The sequence below is a fragment of the Mycolicibacterium anyangense genome, from assembly GCF_010731855.1.
Taxonomy (GTDB): Bacteria; Actinomycetota; Actinomycetes; order Mycobacteriales; family Mycobacteriaceae; genus Mycobacterium; species Mycobacterium anyangense.
The window spans coordinates 3,777,611-3,797,065 of record NZ_AP022620.1 but is presented as its reverse complement, the minus strand read 5'-3'; the positions used below and the strand labels follow the sequence as shown (position 1 = coordinate 3,797,065).

The following is a 19,455-nucleotide window of genomic DNA, read 5'->3' as shown; positions in this document are numbered from 1 at the left end:
CTCCGACCAGCGGCGATCCGCTATCCACAGACGTTACTCACACCTGTGTAATTCGGAGTAACTTAGGCAGCTGTCAATTTTGACAAAACCACGGCCGGGGTCGGCGTACCGACTTACCGTGACAGGGTGACTGCAGAGCCGCTTGCCCCCACCGGCCGGGACGGCCGCCACCTCTACACCTGCCCGCTGTGTGAAGCCATGTGCGGCTTGGAGATTCAGGTCGACGGCGGGCGCGTCACCAGTATCCGCGGCAACCCGGACGACGTCTGGAGCCGCGGTCACCTCTGTCCCAAGGGCACCTCGCTCGGGGCGGTTCACCACGACCCGGACCGCATTCGCCGGCCGATGATCAAGGTCGACGGCCAGTGGCGCGAGGTCAGCTGGGACCAGGCCTTCCGGCGCTGCACCGAGCTGCTGGCCCCGGTGATCGCCGAGCACGGGATCGGCGCGCTCACCTGCTACACCGGCAATCCGCTGGCGCATTCGTTCTCGCTGGGCCGCTACACCGGGGTGCTGCTGGGGATGTCCGGCATCCCGGTCAGCTATTCGCCGGGGACGGTGGACCAGTGGCCCAAGAATCTGTCATCGCATCTGATGTACGGCAACTGGTGGGGCTTCCCCGTTCCCGATATCGAGCGCACCGACCTGTTGGTGATCATGGGCGCCAACCCGGCCGCCTCGCAGGGCTCGTTGCTGGCCGCCCCGGACGTGATGGGCCTCATCGGCCGGATCGACACCGTGATCGTCATCGACCCGGTCCGCACGCCCACCGCAGCGAAGGCCGACGAGTGGCTGCCCATCACCCCGGGCACCGACGCGGCCCTATTGATGGCCGTCGTGCACACCCTGTTCGACGAGGGCCTGGTCGACCTCGGCGGCCTGGCCGAGCATCTCGACGGCGTCGACGCGCTACGCACGGCGGCCCACGACTGGACGCCCGAGCGCGTCGCGGGCGTTACCGGCATCTCCGCCGAACGGACGCGCGAGCTGGCCCGTCAGCTCGCGGGAACCGAACGTGCCGTCGTGTACGGCCGAATCGGCTTGTGTAATCAGGAGTTCGGCAGTCTGGCCAGCTGGCTGGTTGACGTCGTCAACATCCTCACCGGACACTTCGACACCCCGGGCGGCGCGATGTTCCCGCGCCCGGCGGTCTGGACCGTCACGTCCCAGCCGCAGCCGGGCCTCGAGGGCGGTCTCGCCGAGTTCGGCCGTTGGCAGACCCGGGTGCGCGGCGCCAAGGAGGTTCTCGGTCAGGTACCGGTGTCCTGCCTGGCCGAGGAGATCGAGACGCCGGGGGAGGGCCAGATCAAGGCCTTGATCACCGTCGCCGGCAATCCGGTGCTGTCCACCCCGGCCGGACACCACCTCGACGAGGTGCTGCCCCAACTTGACGCGATGATCTCAGTTGACCTGTGGCTCAACGAAACCACCCGGCACGCCGACGTCATCCTGCCGGGGCTGTCGCCGTTGGAGCAGCCGCACCACGACGACTTGATCCTGGCCTTCGCGATCGGCAGCATCGCCAACTATTCGGCGCCGGTTTTCGCACCGGAAGATCCTGGCCGGCCCGAGGAATGGGAGATCCTGGTCCGGCTCACCGGGCTGTGTGCGGGAACCCCTGCCGAAGATGTCGACGTCGCGGCCATCGACGACGGCTTCTTCGACTACCTGTGCTTCACGCAGGGTCTCGACGGCGCCGACATCCGACGCCACTACGACAGTGGCGGTCCGGAACGGATTCTCGATCTCACGCTGCGTACCGGCCCGTTCGGCGACCAGTACGGCACGAACCCCGACGGGCTCACCCTGCAGAAGCTCAAGGACAATCCCAACGGCATCAGCTTCGGCCCGATGGTGTCGCAGGTCCCCGAGATCCTGGGCACCACCGACAAGAAGATCAGGCTCGCGCCGCAGTACCTGCTCGACGACCTGCCCCGGCTGGCGGGCCGGTGCAACCGTGAGCCCGATGACCTGGTGCTGGTCAGCCGCAGGCATCTACGTTCGAACAACTCATGGCTGCACAATGTTTCGGCACTGATGAAGGGCCGCGACCGGTGCACTCTGCTGATGCACCCCGTCGATGCGGCCCGCCGCGGGGTATCCGACGGTGCCACCGTCAGCGTCAGTTCATCGGCGGGCAGCATCGAGGTGCCGGTGGAGGTGACCGAGGCGATCAAGCCGGGTGTGGTGTCGATGCCGCACGGATGGGGTCACGGCCTGCCGGGCACCCGGATGTCGGTGGCCAACGACTCACCCGGGGTGAACACCAATGTCCTTTCGCCGCCAACGTTTCTCGACGAGCCGTCGGGTAACGGTGCGCTCAACGGCATCCCGGTCACGGTGGCACCGCTCGGCTAGCTGCAGCGCGGATCGATCCGCAGTACCTCCGTCGCATGCGCGGCCAACCGCTCGGCGCTCAGGTCGCCTGTCGTGGTGTGGTCGGTGTGCGCCCACAGGTCGCGCACCCGGTAGCAGGTTGCAGCGGGCAAGCCCACGGCCGCAGCCGTCGTGGCCAGCGAGACCGGTAGCGAGCCCGGGTTGAGCATCGACACGGCGACCGCGCCCCCCGCAAGGGGTTTGACCATGATGCGGGGATCGTCGGGCAGCGGGCGGGCCTGCCGAACCAGCGGGTCCTGGTCGACCGCGATGATGTCGCGATTGGTCAAGATGTCGCGGGTCTGTGCCGTCATCGAGCGAATATCGTTGCCCGCCAACAATGGTGCGGCCATCATCGCCCACAGTGACACATGGGTCCGCTGCTCGTCGTCGGTCATGCTGGGACCGTGCTCGTCGGCCAGTGTCTGTGCCATGCCGGGATGGCCGGCTACGAAGTCGGGCCATGTGATCCCGGCGACCAGCATGTCGGGGTCGTTGACGTAGCCCGGCCGGCTGCGCGCCGCCAGCTGGTTGGCTATCCGCACCTGTTCGACCACTCCGAGAACCGGTTCGGCAGAGACGAATTCGGTGCGCCACAGCGGAACCAAGTCGATGGTGTTGCGCGCCATATCGGCGATGGAGGACCAGTCGTAGTCCGCCCCGGCGCCGGGGTCACCGGAGGTGTTGGGGTTGATGCTGTAGATGATGGATCGTCCGCTCGCGCGCAGCGCCTCGCGCATGGCGGTGAAGCGAGCAATCTGATCGGACCGGTTCTGATCGGTGCTGCACCAGTCGTACTTCAGGTAGTCGACGCCCCATCGGGCGAAGGTATGCGCGTCGGCCGACTCGTGACCGGCGCTGGCATTGCGCTCACCGATCCCGCACAGTTCGTAGCTCGGGCTGGCGTAGAGGCCCAGCCGCATCCCACGGTCGTGGGCATATCGGGCCAGTGCGGCGATTCCGTGGGGAAACCGGTCGGGATCGGCCTGCAGGTTGCCGTCGGCGTCCCGGTCGGTGGCGGCCCAGCCGGCGTCGAGATTCACGTACCGGTAGCCGGCGTCGCGCATCCCGGAGGACACCATCGCATCGATGGTCTGCTCGACGGTCTGTTCGGACAGCAGGATGCCGGAGTTCCACGAGTTCCACCCCATCGGTGGTGTCGCGATGGTCGGTGCGCTGGGACCCGGGGTGGGTGTGCTCGTGCACCCTGCAAGGGCGAAGCCCAGGACGGCTAGGCGGCAGAGGATCGACGAGGTTCGGCGCATGGCGCAACAGTAGGGTGCCGTCCACCGAAGTGCGTGCGCGCCAGACTTTCGATGCGTTCGGCTTGCTCTGTATCGGTGAGATCGGCCGCCACCAGAAGGAATTGCGTGCTGCTGTAGCCGTGGCCTATTCGCACCAACTTCACAGGATCTCGGTCTGTGGCGACCACCCGATAGCCGGCATCGAGCAGGGCGCGGGCAAGGGTGAGTCCGCGCTCCGTGCCGGCGTCTGGGACGAGCACGACCGGTGAGTCGTCGAGAGGTGTCGCAATGGTTGTCATGGCCTCAGTCAACGGGTCCGAGGTGAGTGGTTGCTATGTGGCCGCTGCGAATTCGCGGTGCTGCGGGTGAGTTCAGCTGGTTGACACGATCCGTACAGGCGGGTACCGCATCCTGGTACGGTGCCGCCGAACGGCCCGACGCCGACACCAGTCCCGCAGCCCGTTCTGATGCCGCGGCTGCCCGACCCCGACTTCAACAAGTTCGGGCACGGCCTATCGCTGCTCGGGGGCTGGCTGCCGACCGCCATCCAGATCGGGACATTCGTGGTCGTCATCGTCGCTGTGGGGTGGCGGTCTCGCCGGTGGCGGCTGCGATGGATCCCGGTCGTCGCCGCCGTCGGCGTCGGCGGTGCCTGCACCGCCCGAGCCTGGATGGATTCGGAGGGCTTGGCGTCGAACCCGGCACCGCTTCAGTTGTGGGTCTGGACCGGGGTCAGCGTGGCAACGGTGTCGGCGGCGGTACTCGGCTGGAGCAGCGCCGCATCGTGGCGACGGGCGTTGTCACTGCTGGCCATTCCGCTCACGGCGCTCAGTACGTTGGTGATACTCAATCAATGGGTCGGCTATTACTCCACGGTGCAGCGGGCGTGGGGTGATCTGACCTCGGGTCCGTTGCCGGACCAGATCGCCGAAAGCGATCTGGCCGCCCTGCGCAACACAGTTCCGTCGACCGGCAAGCTTCTGGTCATCGATACACCGGACACTGCAAGTGGTTTCAAGCACCGCAGTGAATACCTCTACCTGCCGCCGGTCTGGTTCGCCGGGACCGTGCCGCCTCGGTTGCCCGCCGTGATGATGATCGGCGGCGAATTCGGGAACCCCTCGAACTGGATCCGGACGGGCAACGCTGTGGCGACCGCCGACGCCTTCGCTCGTGCCCACCGAGGCTGGGCTCCGGTGCTGGTGTTCGTCGATTCGAGCGGCAGCTTCAACAACGACACCGAATGTGTGAACGGGCCACGCGGTAATGCCGCCGACCACCTCACCCAGGAGGTCCGCCCTTCGGTGGTGTCCCGATTTGCCGCCTCGGCCGCACCCGGTGACTGGGCCGTGGTCGGGTGGTCGGCCGGTGGGACCTGTGCGATGAACCTGGTGGTCATGCATCCAGAGCTCTTCACCACCTTCGTCGACATCGGTGGTGATCGCGGGCCGAATTCCGGCACCAAGGAGCAGACCGTCGAGAGGCTGTACGGGGGCAATGCCGCGATGTGGGATGCCTTCGATACCCGCACCGTGATGAGCAGGCATGGGCCGTACTCCGGGGTGGCGGGACTGTTCAACGATTCGCAGGAGCCACCCGACGACAAGACCAAGGATCTTCCGGATCGGCACGACGACCGGCTTGCCCCGGTCGGGTACGGCGGTCACGGGGATGAGGATCAGTTCCGGGAGAAGGGCGCCCTTCCGGACCTGTGTGCGGCGGCCATGGCGGTGCAGATCGATTGCACCCTCAGGGTTTACGTCGGCTATCACACCTGGCAGTTCGCCCAGCGAGCGTTCGTCGATTCATTGCCCTGGTTGGCCGAACGGCTACATGGACCCGGTGCCGGTGCTGTCGGCTCATAGGTCGCACACAAGCAAAACCAAGCCCTGACACGTGTTCGGCTGTCGAAATAGACTCTGTGACCGCAATTCTTCACCACCTCCACACCCCCGCCGAGACGGCGGAACCTCGCCGGCTCGGGTTGTCGCGCACCGCATGGCGACGCATCGGCCTAGCTGCCTTGCTGATTGCCACCGCCTGCACGTATCTGTGGAACATCACCATCAACGGCATGGGCAATGCGTTCTACGCCGGCGCCGCGCAGGCCGGTTCCAAGAACTGGGAAGCACTGTTGTTCGGCTCGGTCGATCCGGGGAACTTCATCACCGTCGACAAGCCGCCGGTATCGCAATGGGTGATGGGCCTGTCCGGGCAGACCTTCGGATTCAGCAGCGCCAGCATGCTGGTACCCGAAGCGCTGATGGCGGTGGGTGCGGTCGCCCTGCTGTACGGCGCAGTCCGCCGGATCGCCGGAACCGGTGCAGGTTTCGTGGCCGGCACGGCGTTCGCGTTGACCCCTGTGGTGGCGTTGATGTTCCGCTACAACAACCCGGATGCGGTGATGGTCCTGCTGATGATGGCCGCCGCTTACTGCACGGTGCGGGCTCTCGAACGCGGGAGCGGCACGTGGATGACGCTGGCCGGGTCTGCCCTGGGGTTCGCATTCCTGGCCAAGATGTTGGAGGGCCTGATGGTGGCCCCGGCGATAGGCGTTGTCTATCTGCTGGTGGCGCCGACGTCGGTGCGGCGCCGGCTGGCACATCTGGCGGCCGCGATGGCCTCCTGCCTGCTCTCTGCGGGTTGGTTCGTCGCACTGACACTGGTGTGGCCGGCGTCGTCTCGGCCCTATCTGGCCGGCTCGACGGACAACAACTTCATGAACCTGGTGATCGGGTACAACGGCCTGGCGCGGATCCTGGGCCGCAACCATACGGGTGCTACCGACGCTCACGCCGGACCTCCTGCTGACTTCGGTCACCAGAATGCTGGTATCACAAGGCTTTTCAGCGGTGAGTTCGGCCTCGAGATGAGCTGGCTGCTTCCGGCGGCGCTGCTCGGTCTGGTGTACGTCCTGGTGGTGCGCGCGCGTGCTCCGCGGACCGACCTGGTCCGCGGCGGGGTGGTGCTGTTCGGTGGCTGGCTGCTGGTCGACGGACTCGTCCTGAGCTATATGAAGGGGATGGTGCACCCGTACTACTGCCTGTCGGTGGTGCCCGCGGTGGCCGCGCTCGCCGCCATCGGTGGGTGCGAGATGTGGCGCACCCGCGACCGACTCCGCGGCCGGATCAGTGTGGCGGCGAGTGTTCTGTTGACCGTGCTCTGGAGCTGGTGGCTGCTGGACGGCAATCAGCACTGGGCGGCGGCCGTGCGTTGGGTCGTGCTGGCGGTCGGGGTCGCCGGGGTCGTCACCCTACTGGTGGCGTTGAGCACGAACCGCAGCGGACTCGCCGCCGCGGCACTGGCCGTCGGTGTCCTCGCCGGGGGAATGGGCTCGGCCGGTTATGCTTTCGCGACCATTGCGGTACCGCACACCGGTGGGATGGCCCAGGTCGGTCCCGTTCAGCGGGCTCACGATGGTGCTGATCGGCCGGATGGCTCGGGCCAGGAGTCCAACACCCAGCTCGACCGTCTCCTGGCGGGCACCAACACGAAGTGGTCGGCGGCCGTCAATGGCTCATCGGCAGCTGCCGCACTGGAATTGGCCACCAACACCTCGGTGATGGCGATCGGTGGATTCGGCGGTAGCGACCCCGTTCCGTCGCTCACCCAGTTCCAGTCTGACGTCGCTGATCATGAGATCGGCTACTACGTCGTCTCCCCGGGAAACCGGCAGGGACCCGGTCATGGCAACCAGCACGCCGACATCACGGCGTGGGTCGCCGCCAACTTTGCCCCCAAGGCTGTCGGGTCGGCCACCGTCTACGACCTGACGGCCCCACCGAAGTCGGCCTAACCCGGCCCTGGCAACGGCACAACGTCCCTACACTCCAGTCATGACGCATACCGATACCGACGCCGTCCGCACCGCAGGAGCGGCGATCGGCGAAGCCGTCAGCATCTTCATGCTCAGCCCGGAGACGATGCAGAAGAGTCTGGCCGCCGGCTACCCGGATCCGTTCGCCGCCTACTTCGCCGGTCGGGGTGGGGTGCTCGGCCGCGCCACCGACACCACCGTCAACGCCGTCTTCGCGGTGTTCGAGCCGAACGTCGTCCGCGCCTGCTGGCAGGCTGGTGTGGCCGTCCGCGACGCTCCGGACAGTGCGCAGCTGTATTGGGAGCAGGCAGCCGAGTACGGCCGGGAGCACCTGAGCGCAGTCCAGGGTCTGGACCGGCTTGCGGAGTTGGGCGAGAAGGTGATCGCCGCGGCGCCGGAACCCGGTCTGCCGTTGTACGCCGGCTGGCGTGCGATGCCGCTGGCCGACGATCCCGCGGGGCGGGCCTTCCAGGTGATGTTCATCCTGCGCGAGTTGCGAGCCGCCGTGCACTTCAACGCATTGACGATCTCAGGCATCACCCCGGTCGAGGCGCACCTGCTCAACAAGGGCCCGGACTACGCCGCGTTCATGGGATGGCAGCCGCCCTACGCCGATGTCGAAGCCTCGAAGAAGGACCGCTACGCCGAGGTCGAGAACCTCACCAACCGCCGGATGGCCGAGATCGTCGGTGCGGCCCTGACACCCGGCGAGGCAGACGAGCTCGCGCAGCTGAGCACCGAGGCCCTCAAAACCTTGAAGAATGCTGGGAACAGCTAGATCAGCTCGTCGCGATTCTTGGGTTCAGGGCCCGCGCCGCAACGAATTCAGAGCGCGATTCGGTGTTTGCCAAGTGCATATAGTCGCAGTTGAGGCATGATGAATGGCGTTGCCTGAAGCCGTCGTTCGTCGAGCTGGTACCGGGGCAAGGGGTGGCGAAGCAATTGCTCATGTGGCACCCTCCGGATACCTATTTGCACAGGAAACTGCCAGGGAACGTTCGACGACAAGGGAGACCATGAAGGTAATTGGCCGGCTGCTGGTTGCGATGATCGCCGCGATAGCGGGATTGTTCGTGGGGGCAGGCACCTCGAATGCGGGGCTGGACAATCAGCTGAGTCTGGTCGACGGTGGTGGCCGTACGTTGACGGTTCAGCAGTGGGACACCTTCCTGGACGGCGTGTTCCCCCTGGACCGCAACCGGCTGACCCGTGAGTGGTTCCACTCCGGCAAGGCTGTCTACAGCGTTGTGGGCCCCGGTGCCGACGAGTTCGGGGGCACCTTGGAGCTGGGTTACCAGGTCGGCTTCCCGTGGTCGCTGGGTGTGGGCATCAACTTCAGCTACACCACCCCCAACATCCTGCTCGACGACGTGAACCTGTCCCCGACGGGCTTCAACCCGCTGGGCTCGATCATCACCCCGAACCTGTTCCCGGGTGTGTCGATCAGCGCTGACCTGGGCAACGGCCCCGGTATCCAGGAAGTGGCCACCTTCTCGGTGGATGTCTCGGGCGCAGGCGGCGCCGTCGCGGTGGCCAACGCCCACGGCACCGTGACCGGTGCGGCCGGCGGTGTGCTGCTGCGTCCGTTCGCCCGCCTGATCTCCAAGGCCGGTGACTCCGTCACCACCTACGGCGAACCCTGGAACATGAACTGAACCCACCTGCGTGGCAGCTGGCTACGATGCCGGGGTGCCCTGGGAACAACTGCCCCTGATCGGTGGGTGGCTTCGCACCACACGTGTCGAAGCCACCCGCCTTTCCGTTGCGGCGGTCACCAGGATCACCGAGCTGGTGCTCGATCAGATCGACCTCACCGCACTGGTCCGTGAACGCGTCGACATCGACGCCATCGTGGCCGATGTCGACATCGACGCCATCATCGCCCGCATCGATCTGATCGGGCTGGCCGACCAGATCATCGACGGCGTCGACCTGCCGGCGATCATCCGTGAATCCACCGGAACCGTCACCGCCGAGGTGATGACCGACGTGCGCACTCAGACCGCCCGAGCCGACGACGTCGTGTCCGGCTTCGTCGACCGGATGCTGGGCCGCAGCTCCGAACCGCGAGAGTCGCTGTGACCAACGCGGGCATCGTCTCGCGCGGTCTGGCGGCCTTGGTGGACATCGTGGTGGTGGTCGTGACGATGGGGCTGCTCTATCTGGGGCTGGCGCTGACCACACTGATCCTGCGCCCGACGTCGTTCCGGTTCCCGGCCCCGAATCTCATCTTCTCCAGTGCGGTGACGATCGGGGTGTCGGTGCTGTACCTGACCGTCTGTTGGACGCTGTCCGGGCGTACGGTCGGCGCGGTGCTGCTGGGTGTGCGCGTGGTTGGCCGGGGCGCCGAGCTGCTGACGCTGCCGGTCGCGGTGCTGCGGGCGGTTGCCTGCGTGCTGTTCCCGATCGGGCTGCTGTGGGTGGCTGTGGACCGCGGCCGCCGTTCGGTCCAGGACATCGTGCTGGGCAGCCGCGTCGTGTATGACCGTCCGAGTCAGTAGGATGCCCCAATGCCGTTAGCGGACGGCCAGATTGTTGCTGGTTACACCATCTTGCGGACCCTGGGCGCCGGTGGGATGGGTGAGGTCTACCTGGTCCAGCATCCCCGGCTGCCGCGCCGCGATGCGCTGAAGGTGCTGGGCTCGGCGGTCAGCCGCGACGAGGAGTACCGGCAACGGTTCAATCTCGAGGCCGATATGGTCGCCACGCTCTCGCATCCGCACATCGTCACCATCTACGACCGCGGTGAGTTCGACGACAAGCTGTGGATCGCGATGGAGTTCATCGACGGGACCGATGCCTCGCATCTGCTCGCCGACCGCTATCCGTATGGCATGCCACCCGACGAGGTGGCGCGGGTCGTCACCGCGGTGGCCGAAGCACTCGACTACGCCCACAGTCGCGGACTACTGCACCGCGACGTCAAGCCGGCCAACATCCTGCTCGGCCACCCGGAGTCCGGTGACTCACGAATTGCTTTGGCGGACTTCGGTATTGCCCGGTGGATGGGCCAGTCGAGCAATCTGACCGGCACCAACATGACCGTCGGGACGGTCGCTTACGCCGCGCCGGAACAGCTCAAGGGTGAGGAGATCGATGGCCACGCCGACCAGTACGCACTGGCCGCCACCGCCTATCACCTGCTGACCGGGATGCCGCCGTTCCAGCACACCAACCCGGCGATCGTGATCAGTCAGCACCTCAGTTCGGATCCGCCGGCCATCGGGTCCAAGCGCCCGGAACTGGCCGGCCTGGGGCCGGTGTTCGCCAAGGCGCTGGCCAAGGATTCCGGCGCCCGTTACGCCCGGTGCGTCGATTTCGCCCGCGACCTGCGCCGCGGTCTGGGAGCCGCCGAGTCCGAGTGCGGTGCGGTCCTGGCAACCGCGTTGTCCCCGGCGACGGGTGGAGCGCAGAAGGCGGGTGCCTCGCGCGCCCGGCACGCCAGACCGGAGTCGAGCCGGTCCCGACGACGGCTGCTGGTCCCGGCCATCCTGGGGGTGTCCGTCGTCATCGGCGGTGCTGCCGCTGGGCTCAGCCTGTTCAATCACCGGGACGTCGACAGCGCGGCCACGACGGTGTCGGCGCCACCGCCTGCCACATCGGGTCGGATGGACCTGCCGATCGTGGTGATCGGCGCCAACTGTGCGGTGCTGGGCGCGGCGGCCGTCAGCGAGACGGGCGCGCCTGCCTATTGCGCGCACGCCTCGCCGGGGGCACCGGCCACGGTGTGGTCACTGCAACCGGAAAAGTTGCTCAGCGATCCGCAGGGTCATTGATCAGAACGGAATCCACTGGCCCAGGAACCAGAAACCCCAGCCGTGGCCGTCGCCGGCCTGCATCGGCTGGACCCATTGGTAGGTGTTCGACAATGACGTCAAAACGACTATTTATCAATGCCTTTGACACTAGTTGCCATGTACCACCAGGCATGCCGGGTGGGCGGGCACGCGGGTATCGCCGGCATCAGGTCCGCTCTCTCCGTAGCGTCTGACCCCGGAAGAAGGCCGGCGCCTTGATGTTCCACAGGATCATCAGCACCACCCCGAACGCCAAGCTGAGCACACCGACGACGAACACCGTGCCGATACCGGCGACGGATCCGCCGGAACCGTACTCCGGATCGATCATGTGGTAGGCCTCGACGATGCCTACCGGTATCAGGATCAACGCCCCGATGCCGGGCAGGATCACTTGTTCCAGTGCGGTTTTCACCGACTGGAATGCTGTGCGCCAGAAGTACACCACCGAGGACACCGCGACCACCGAGTAATAGGCCATGATCGCGATCCCCACGCTGTAGACCGAGTCTTCGACGATGCTCTCACTCACCAGGGTCAGACCGCCGTAGATAGCGAGACTGGTCAGCCCGATCACCCAGGTGGCGAACTTCGGGGTCTGACTCACCTGGTCGACGGAGGCGAACCGGTTCGGCAGCGCCTTGTACGTCGCCATCGACAACACACCGCGCGCCGTCGGCATGACCGTCGACATCGTCGCCGAGAACGCCGAGATACCGACGATAAGTGCCGCGATCACCGCACCCCGGGTTCCGATCGCTTCTCCGGCCAGCGTAGTGAAGACGTCGTCGATGTTGGTCGCATTCGTCAGACTGGTCGGGCTGTTCTCGTCGATACCGGCGAAAGCCAGTGCGGCAACGCTGAATATGACGTAGGTGACCACGGTGATGATGATCGCCGTGACACCGCTGCGGCCCGCCTGCTCGGGGGTTCCGGCGGTCTCTTCCGACATCGCCAGCGAGGCATCGAAACCCCAGAAGATGAAGATGGCGACCAGGAAGCCGCCGAGCAGTGCCCCCGGGCTCTGGATCGCGAACGGGTTGAACCATTCGAGCGAGAACGGTTCGGCCGTCGGATTCTGCTGCCCGCGCACGGCCGCGATGATCATGATCACCGCGAACAGTGCCAGGCCGCCGTACTGCACGATGGTCAGGATCAACGTGGTTCGGGAGGATTCCTCGGCGCCGCGCGCCACCAGCCAGGTCGTGGCCAGGATGAACACCGCCGCGACCAACACGTTGAACCAGGTTGGCGGTTCAGCCAGACCCAGCACCACCGCGGTGGCGTTGACCAGGATTCCGGCCGCGCCCACACCGGCCAGGATGCTGGACAGAATCAGTGCGTACCCACCGATCCAGCCGATGTGCGGGGCGATGGCCTTGGACCCCCAGGTGAACACCGTGCCCGCATCCGGTGCCGCGTCGGTGAGGTGCTTGTAGGCCAGGGCCACGAAGTACATCGGGATCACCGCGATGATGAACACGATGGGCAGCTGGTAGCCGGACTCGGCGGCACCGTGGCCCAGCGCGCCGGTCAGGGAGTAGGCGGGTGCGGTGGCGGCCAAACCGATCGCCACCGCCCCGACCAATGAGACCGATCCCTTCTTGAGGCCCTTGGAACGAAGGCCGTGCATCAAAGGGTCGATGCTCACCGCGTCGTCAGCCATCTCCGGATTGTGTCACCGCGGTCAGGCGGCGGAGGCCGCTACGCCTTGATCCGGATCCGTCCCGGCTTCCACAGCCCGCTGTGGGTGGCGGTGCCCAGTTCGATCTGGGCCGGTTCGGCGTCGACGATCGTGTCGAACTTGCGCAGCGAACCCCAGTCCCGGCCCCAGTCGTGGGACAGGTAGGTCGCCATCACGCTCTGCCGGAGCAGCAGATCACTGATGCCCAGCAGGCCGCCGTTGCGGCCGTCCTCCCAGGTGTCGGTGTCCTGCTTCTTGGCGGTGTAATCCGGCGTGATGCGGAACTTCGGCACCTCGGTGACGCCGTTGGCGTGCAGCATCGGCTGCTGGCACGGGAACGCCAGGCCCACCGCCCAGTCCATCAGAACCGGCTGGGTGGATCCCAGGTACTCCTGAACCGAGCGCAACTCCGGCACCCGCGGCGGGGTGACAGCGATCCAATCGCCCTGCGACAGCGAGCGGTCTTGGGCGACGATGCGCACCACGGTGGCGTCGGTCGGCATCTCTGAGCGGGCGAATCGCAGGTTGCGCCACGACGGGGCGGGGCCGAGATCGTAAGGCACCACCCGGCCTTCGGGCACCGGCGCACCGTCGGGCCCGAGCCTGGCGTACTCGAGCTCCACGGTCTGGCCGTCGGTGAACCCGTTGAGCACACTACGGCCGGCGAGGGTGCCCGCGGCGGTGACCACCACGAGCGGATGTCCACCGTCGTTGGGGGGCAGGGTGTACCACGCCGAGTTCAGCGTGGCCTCCTGCTGCGGTCCCTCGGCGTAGCTACCGGCCAGGGCGACCCGCGCGGGGTCGAGGCCGTAGGGCAGCGGCACCGTTGATCCGTTGACGCCGGGCGCGCTCAGCTTGATCGGCTGGTCCCAGTCGTAGTCGGTGCCGGGCTGCGGATTGGTCATCCGGATCGCCTCGGCCACAATGTGATCCGGTACGCCGTTCGGTGTGAAGCCGACCGGTTTGGTGCCGCCCAGCGGGCCCAGCGGTCCGTAGTCGCCCGGCAGCGGGCTCAGGAAGCCAGCATTGGGGTCGGGTTCGACGAGCACATCGTCGGCCAGTCCGCAGCCGCCGGAGAACGACCGCAGGTTGGCCCACGCGTTGGAGTAGGTGGGGTACTGGCGCACGATGCCGGCGGTCATCGAGCCGACGAACACCACCACCATGAGACCGGCGGCCAGCGGGATGGGAGCCGCGGTGACGGCCCGCGCCAGCCGGCCCTCACCGCGGTCTCGCGAACTGAAATGCAGCAGCAGGGTGTAGAGCGCCGACACCGCGAACAGGAAGAAGAAGATGGTGCTGACGGTGATCCCGGCGATGCGCGGCATCGCGTTGTTGAACGGAACGCCATAGCTGGAGACGTACCACCAGCCGTTGGTGGTCGCGAAGCACAGTGCCAGCACGAACAGCACCGCGGTGACGACGGTCATCCGATTGCGCGACCAGCGCAACACCTTCGGCGACACCAGCACGGTGGCCAGCGCGGCCATCGCCGCGCCCACCGCCGCGAACAGCCCGAAGTGGTGCACCCACTTGGTCGGGGTGAACATCAGGAAGAACATCGTCGCGAAGATGACGCCCATCAGTCGCCAGGCCGGACCGCGGGCCACGCCCGCAACCCGCTTGCGCCGCAACATGATGAACATCGACGTGAACAGCGACAGTGCGGTGATCAGGAAGCCGAACCGCCGGGACAGTGAACCGTCGACGGTCGGCAGGATCAGGTAGTAGTAGCGCAGGTTCTCGGTGTACCAGGCCTGGCTGGGTCCGATAGCGGTGCGAATCCTGGTGGCTTCCAACACCGTTGCCAGCGTCTGGTCGGCGAACACCACGACCAGCACGATCGTGCCCGCGGCCAGCAGCGGGGCGATCAGCGGCCAGGTGCCGACGATCCCGCGGCGGCGGACCAGGATGCGCAAGATCGGGCGGCCACCGGCGATCAGGGCGGCCACCGCGATCAGTCCGGTGGGCTGGATGCCGAGGGTGAACGCGGCACTGATGATCGCCAGCGCGAACGGTGTCAGCCGGCCGGAGATGATGGCGCGTTCGATGAGTACGTAGGTGATCAGCGCCCCGGTGGCGATCTGGCCTTCGGGGCGCAGGCCGTTGTTGAACGGCATCCACGCCGCCATCAGGACCAGGCCGGCCGCCCACAGCGCGGGCCTGCTGGCCTCGACGGCCGGGCCCAAGCGGGGCAACACTTCCCGCGACAGCAGCAACCAGCACACCAGCGCGCAGATCAGATCCGGCAGCCGCATCCAGATGCTGGCGTCGCTGACGTGGGTCATCAGGGCCAGCACGTTGTAGAACCAGCCGAACGGATCTTCCGGGCTGCCGAACCAGCGGAAGTAGTTCGACATGTAGCCGGCGTGGTCGGCCACCCGGGCCATGCCGAGGATGTAGCCGTCGTCCGAGGAGTTGGCGCCGATGACATGCCACACCAGGAACCCGGTCACCACGGTGGCGTCGACCGCGGTGAAGGTGCGCCAGCGCTGCGGGATCACGGCGTGCATGCGGTGGCCGTCGAGCCGGTCCAGGCGCCACAGCGCGGTCAGCGCCACAGCGGTCGCGGCAATCGCCAGCAGCATCGCGGCCAGCTTGAGTGCGGTGGGCTTGCTGGAGAACCGGGTGTCGATGGTGGCCGAGAAGTTCAGGCCTGCCGGCGCCGGTCCGGTCAGGTCGGTGAACACCCCGACGATCGCGGGCCGCAGGTTCGGGTCCGGGAACCCGCTGCGCATCTCCTTACCGGTCGTGGGATCGGTCAATCCCACAAACGTCGCGAACGTGCCGGACTCATCGGAGGTGATCTCGATCCGCGAGCATCCGCCGATCTTCGAACGCGGCACGCTGGCGATCACCACGTTGCGGTCGGTGATGTCGACCCGCTGCGCGCTGACGTTGACGAACAGCGAATTCAGCGCTGCCTGTTTGCCTTTTTGCGGTGCCAGGCCCAACACCAGCCCGCCCTGGGCGGGCATCGTGTCGATCACGTCGCACGGGATGGTGGCCGACAGCGACACCGGCGCCTGCGAGATCAGCGGGGCGGTGACATTGCTGAGCTGGCCGCCTGTGCCCGATGTCGCGGCTCCCTGCGGCCAGTTCAGCGTCGCGGTGGTCTGCACCACCGGCAGCAGGGGCGTCAGCACCGACAGGACGAAGCCGATCAGCCCTGCGATCGTGGCAACCCATCGGGTGACCTTCACGTCGTGGGCCGCGTCGCGTGCGTTGGCAGCAAGAGTCTGTGTCATGGGAGTGCCCTGATCGGTCCGTTACGGCTCCAGCCGAACACCTTCACCGAACCCTGGTCGATCACCGCGTTCGGGGCCTGGTCGGCGGGCACCAGGCGGATGTAGCGCTCCAGGGCACCCCAGTCGCGGTACCAGTCGTTACGCAGATAGGTCGGGATCGTCGCCGTGGTCAGCAGGGCCTGGATGAACAGGAACGGGCCACCGGCGCGGGCGGACTGCCACATATTCGACGACACCACAACCTGTTTCAGGTTGGGCAGGATCCGGTACTCGGGTAGCTCGGCGACACCGAGGTGTTCGGAGAACGGCCGCTGGCATGGGAAGTTCGCGGCGGTGGCGATGTCCATCAGGATCGGGGTCTGCGAACCGAGGAACTGTTGTGCGGTCTGCAGTACCGGCACCCGCGGCGGAGTGAAGCCGAACCACTGGTCATCGCTGAGGTTCGGGTCATCGGCCACGATGCGCGCCACGTTGGCCTCCGCCGGCGCCCACGCCAGGGGGAAACGCAGGTTGCGCCAAGCCTTTTGGGCGATGACGTCGATGGGCTGCACGGAGTTCAGCGCCTGGAAGCTGCCGTCGGGCCGGTGCACACCCCACTGCAACTTCAGCGACTGGCCGTAGTTGAACTGGCCCTCTTCGTCGTAGAACCAGATGGCACCCGCCGCGGCGATGGTCACCAGCGGACGGTCCGGGGTGCGGGGCGGCAGCTGGTACCACGCCGAGGTGGCCTTGGCGGCCACGGTGTTCTCCTTGTAGGAGCCCATCACTGGAGTGGTCTTCGGATCCAGGCCGAACGGCAGGAACACGCGTGAGCCGTTCACACCGACCGGGCCGTAACCGCCGCCGGTGCCCGCCGCGTAGGCGATACCGACGTTGGGTTTGTTGGGGGAGCCGTCGGAGTTCACCGTGCCGGGGTTGGCGACGAACGGCGTTGCGGGCTCAAGGGTGTCGCTGATCCCGTTGGGGGTGAAGCCAACCGGGTTCTCTCCGCCCAGCGGCCCGTACTCGCCCCACTTCTGGCCCGGAACCGGTTGCAGCATACCGGCATTGGGGTCCGGCTCGACCAGCACGTCATCGGCCATGGCGCAGCTGTTCTTGGACAGTCCGGAGCTCAGCGCGGAGACGTTGGCCTTGGCGGTGGTGTACACCGGGTAGCGCTGGACGAAGGCCTTGGTCATGGAGCCGACCTCGAGCAGCACCATGATGATCGCGACGATCAGCAGCGGGGTGGACGCCAGCACCCGGTTGCGGCGGGTGTTCTTGACCTCGGTGTGCCCGGCGTAGTCCATCCGGAAGTGCAGCCAGCCGGCCAGCAGGCCGGTCACCACGGCCAGGCCGAGGAACATGCTCGTCACCGGCTGGTGGGCGACCACCGGTTGCCGGTCGAACCAGGGCACCCCGTAGTTGCCCACATAGAACCAGCCGTTGATACCCGAGGTGGCCCACGCCAGGACGAACAGCAGAGCGGTGACCCACAGGGCGAGATTGCGTCGGCTGTGCAAGCCAACCCGCGCGAACGCGAACGCCGCCACCCCGCCGAGCGCACCAGCTAACCCGGCGAACGCACCGAACTGCACCGCCCACTTGGTCGGGGTGAAGGTCAGCAGCAGCAGGCCGATCGCGGTGCTGCCGACCAGCCGCCACACCGGCCCATTGGCCACACCCGGTACGCTGCCGCGCCGCAGCAGCACGGCCAGCAGGCCGAACAGGCAGAGCAGCATCACCAGCACGGCGAACCGGCGAGTCAGCGAGCTCTCGACATTGTCTTCGACGGTCAGGAAGTAGTACCGCAGGAAATCCTGGTACCAGGCGATCGTCGGGCCCACCACGTACTTGATGCGGGCCGATTCGGCGACCGTCGCCAGGGTCTGGTCGCGGAACACCACCACGAAGATCGTCGACAGGGCCGCGGCCAAGGCGGCCAAGGCGGCCACCGGGGCCAGCACACCGTCGGTCCGGCGGCGGGTGCCGATCACCCCGAACACCGCGCGGGAACCCACCAGCAGCGGCGCGAGGGCGATCAGACCCTGCGGCGCCAGCGTCACGCTGAACACGGCCACCAGGACGGCGATCGCCGCCGGAACCAGCCGGCGGGTGGCGATCGCGTTCTCCACCAGCGCCCAAGCCGCCAGCGTGCCGAAGGCGATCAGCGGCTCGGGACGGAGGCCGTTGTTGAACGGCAGCCAGGCGGCCAGGAATACCGCGCCGGCCGTCCACACCGCGACCCGGTCCAGAGACAGCCGCCGGCCCAGCCGCGGCAGCACCCAGCGGCTCAGGATCAGCCAGGTGCCCAGGCCGGCCAGCGTGGCGGGCAGCCGCATCCAGATACCGGCGGTGCTCACCGAAGCCAGGTGCGCGAGCACCGATTGGTACCAGTCGAACGGTGCTTCGGTGGTTCCGAAGAAGCGGTAGTAGTTGGCGGTGTAGCCGGCGTCGCCGGACACCCGGGCGATGGTCAGGTTGTAGCCGTCATCCGAGGAGATGGCGCCGATGACATGCCAGAGCAGCAGGGTGCCGAGCACGGCGATGTCGGCCAGCCAGGTCGCCCAGCCGACCCGCCAGAACCGCCGCCACGCACCGGCGACCTTGCGCCCCGAGCGGGCGTCGAGCACCCACAGCGCGGCGAGGGACGCCACCACGCACAGGATGCCCAGCGTCATCACCGCGAGCTTGAGCGACGTCGGTTCGGTGATGAACCGGGTGTCGATGTCGATGCGGGCTGACAGTCCCGGCTGCGGCGGCACCTTCAGGTCGGTGAAGATCCCGGCGATCTGCGGCTTCTTCTCCGGCGACAGGGTGCCCGTCGCACCAGGAATCCCGACGAAGTCCGCTCCTGCCCCGACCGGGCCGCCCCACAGGTGCAGGCTGCGGCACGCCGGGGTGGCGATGGCGGTACGCGGCGCCACGGCGGCCACCGTGTCGCGGAAGGCGACGACGACGGTGTCGGCGTTGGCCCGCACGAACAGACCGTTACGACTGGCGTCGATACCGGCCGGGGGGATGGTGGAGAACACCAGGCCGCCCTGGGCGGGAAGCGACGCGATCGCCTGGCACGGGATCGAGACATCGATCGACTGCGGCGCCCCGGAAACCAGTGGTGCGGTGATGTCGCTGACGTTGCCGTCGGCTGCGGGCGCCTGCGGCCACTGGATGGCCGCGGTGGTCTGGGTGACGGGCAGCAGTGGGGTCAGGCCGCACAGCAGAATCCCGAGAACGCCGGCGACGACGGCGACGAGCTTCGCGATCCGGGCGGAGTCGGAACTGTCGCTGGGCACGAGGCTCGATGGTA

General features: G+C 67.2%; 13 protein-coding genes. 9 read left to right on the top strand and 4 right to left on the bottom strand.

The window, feature by feature from the left end:
* Window positions 1–126 precede the first annotated feature (126 nt).
* Window positions 127–2,358 carry a molybdopterin-dependent oxidoreductase gene (locus G6N35_RS17985; protein WP_163805477.1) on the top strand — a complete coding sequence of 744 codons (2,232 nt, stop codon included), beginning with the start codon at window positions 127–129 and terminating at the stop codon, window positions 2,356–2,358.
* On the opposite strand, the gene G6N35_RS17980 is transcribed toward G6N35_RS17985, so the two are convergent.
* Window positions 2,355–3,641, bottom strand: coding sequence for a glycoside hydrolase family 27 protein (locus G6N35_RS17980; protein ID WP_163805476.1), 1,287 nt, complete (start codon window positions 3,639–3,641; stop codon window positions 2,355–2,357). The genes G6N35_RS17985 and G6N35_RS17980 overlap by 4 nt on opposite strands.
* A 14-nt stretch (window positions 3,642–3,655) precedes the next feature.
* On the opposite strand from G6N35_RS17980, the gene G6N35_RS17975 reads away from it, so the two are divergent.
* The 8 genes from G6N35_RS17975 (at window position 3,656) to G6N35_RS17940 (ending at window position 11,213) form a co-directional block, all read left to right on the top strand.
* Window positions 3,656–3,889, top strand: coding sequence for a hypothetical protein (locus tag G6N35_RS17975; protein WP_163805475.1), 234 nt, complete (start codon window positions 3,656–3,658; stop codon window positions 3,887–3,889).
* Window positions 3,890–4,039: 150 nt separating this feature from the next.
* Complete coding sequence (locus G6N35_RS17970; RefSeq protein ID WP_179967383.1) at window positions 4,040–5,485, top strand: alpha/beta hydrolase; 1,446 nt, start codon at window positions 4,040–4,042, stop codon at window positions 5,483–5,485.
* A 47-nt stretch (window positions 5,486–5,532) separates the two neighbouring features.
* Window positions 5,533–7,416, top strand: a complete 1,884-nt coding sequence (locus G6N35_RS17965) for an ArnT family glycosyltransferase (RefSeq protein WP_407664630.1) — start codon at window positions 5,533–5,535, stop codon at window positions 7,414–7,416.
* 40 nt (window positions 7,417–7,456) lie between these two features.
* Window positions 7,457–8,215: an SCO6745 family protein gene (locus G6N35_RS17960; RefSeq protein WP_163805474.1), complete on the top strand. Its 759-nt coding sequence runs from the start codon at window positions 7,457–7,459 to the stop codon at window positions 8,213–8,215.
* Window positions 8,216–8,453: 238 nt separating this feature from the next.
* Window positions 8,454–9,092 (top strand): porin MspA, encoded by a 639-nt coding sequence (locus G6N35_RS17955; protein WP_163805473.1) that lies wholly within the window; start codon window positions 8,454–8,456, stop codon window positions 9,090–9,092.
* A gap of 34 nt (window positions 9,093–9,126) precedes the next feature.
* Window positions 9,127–9,519 carry a hypothetical protein gene (locus G6N35_RS17950; protein WP_163805472.1) on the top strand — a complete coding sequence of 131 codons (393 nt, stop codon included), beginning with the start codon at window positions 9,127–9,129 and terminating at the stop codon, window positions 9,517–9,519.
* The gene (locus tag G6N35_RS17945; protein ID WP_163805471.1) at window positions 9,516–9,938 is read left to right on the top strand and encodes an RDD family protein; all 423 of its coding nucleotides are present in this window, start codon (window positions 9,516–9,518) and stop codon (window positions 9,936–9,938) included. The genes G6N35_RS17950 and G6N35_RS17945 overlap by 4 nt, the downstream gene beginning before the upstream one ends.
* 9 nt (window positions 9,939–9,947) lie before the next feature.
* Window positions 9,948–11,213, top strand: a complete 1,266-nt coding sequence (locus G6N35_RS17940) for a serine/threonine-protein kinase (RefSeq protein WP_163805470.1) — start codon at window positions 9,948–9,950, stop codon at window positions 11,211–11,213.
* Between the two features lie 187 nt (window positions 11,214–11,400).
* Here the strand turns inward: G6N35_RS17940 and G6N35_RS17935 are convergent, their stop codons facing one another.
* Genes G6N35_RS17935 through G6N35_RS17925 form a run of 3 tightly spaced genes read right to left on the bottom strand, consistent with a single transcriptional unit; the run spans window position 11,401 to window position 19,441 of the window.
* Window positions 11,401–12,900, bottom strand: coding sequence for an APC family permease (locus tag G6N35_RS17935; protein ID WP_163805469.1), 1,500 nt, complete (start codon window positions 12,898–12,900; stop codon window positions 11,401–11,403).
* A gap of 38 nt (window positions 12,901–12,938) precedes the next feature.
* Window positions 12,939–16,166 carry an arabinosyltransferase domain-containing protein gene (locus G6N35_RS17930; RefSeq protein WP_163805468.1) on the bottom strand — a complete coding sequence of 1,076 codons (3,228 nt, stop codon included), beginning with the start codon at window positions 16,164–16,166 and terminating at the stop codon, window positions 12,939–12,941.
* Complete coding sequence (locus G6N35_RS17925; protein WP_163805467.1) at window positions 16,163–19,441, bottom strand: arabinosyltransferase domain-containing protein; 3,279 nt, start codon at window positions 19,439–19,441, stop codon at window positions 16,163–16,165. The genes G6N35_RS17930 and G6N35_RS17925 overlap by 4 nt, the downstream gene beginning before the upstream one ends.
* Window positions 19,442–19,455: the final 14 nt, after the last annotated feature.

What these genes read in the sequence shown, in the direction of transcription:
- G6N35_RS17980 (WP_163805476.1), bottom strand. Translation starts at nt 3,641, where the DNA reads ATGCGCCGAACCTCGTCGATCCTCTGCCGCCTAGCCGTCCTGGGCTTC.
- G6N35_RS17960 (WP_163805474.1), top strand. Translation starts at nt 7,457, where the DNA reads ATGACGCATACCGATACCGACGCCGTCCGCACCGCAGGAGCGGCGATC.
- G6N35_RS17955 (WP_163805473.1), top strand. Translation starts at nt 8,454, where the DNA reads ATGAAGGTAATTGGCCGGCTGCTGGTTGCGATGATCGCCGCGATAGCG.
- G6N35_RS17940 (WP_163805470.1), top strand. Translation starts at nt 9,948, where the DNA reads ATGCCGTTAGCGGACGGCCAGATTGTTGCTGGTTACACCATCTTGCGG.
- G6N35_RS17935 (WP_163805469.1), bottom strand. Translation starts at nt 12,900, where the DNA reads ATGGCTGACGACGCGGTGAGCATCGACCCTTTGATGCACGGCCTTCGT.
- G6N35_RS17930 (WP_163805468.1), bottom strand. Translation starts at nt 16,166, where the DNA reads ATGACACAGACTCTTGCTGCCAACGCACGCGACGCGGCCCACGACGTG.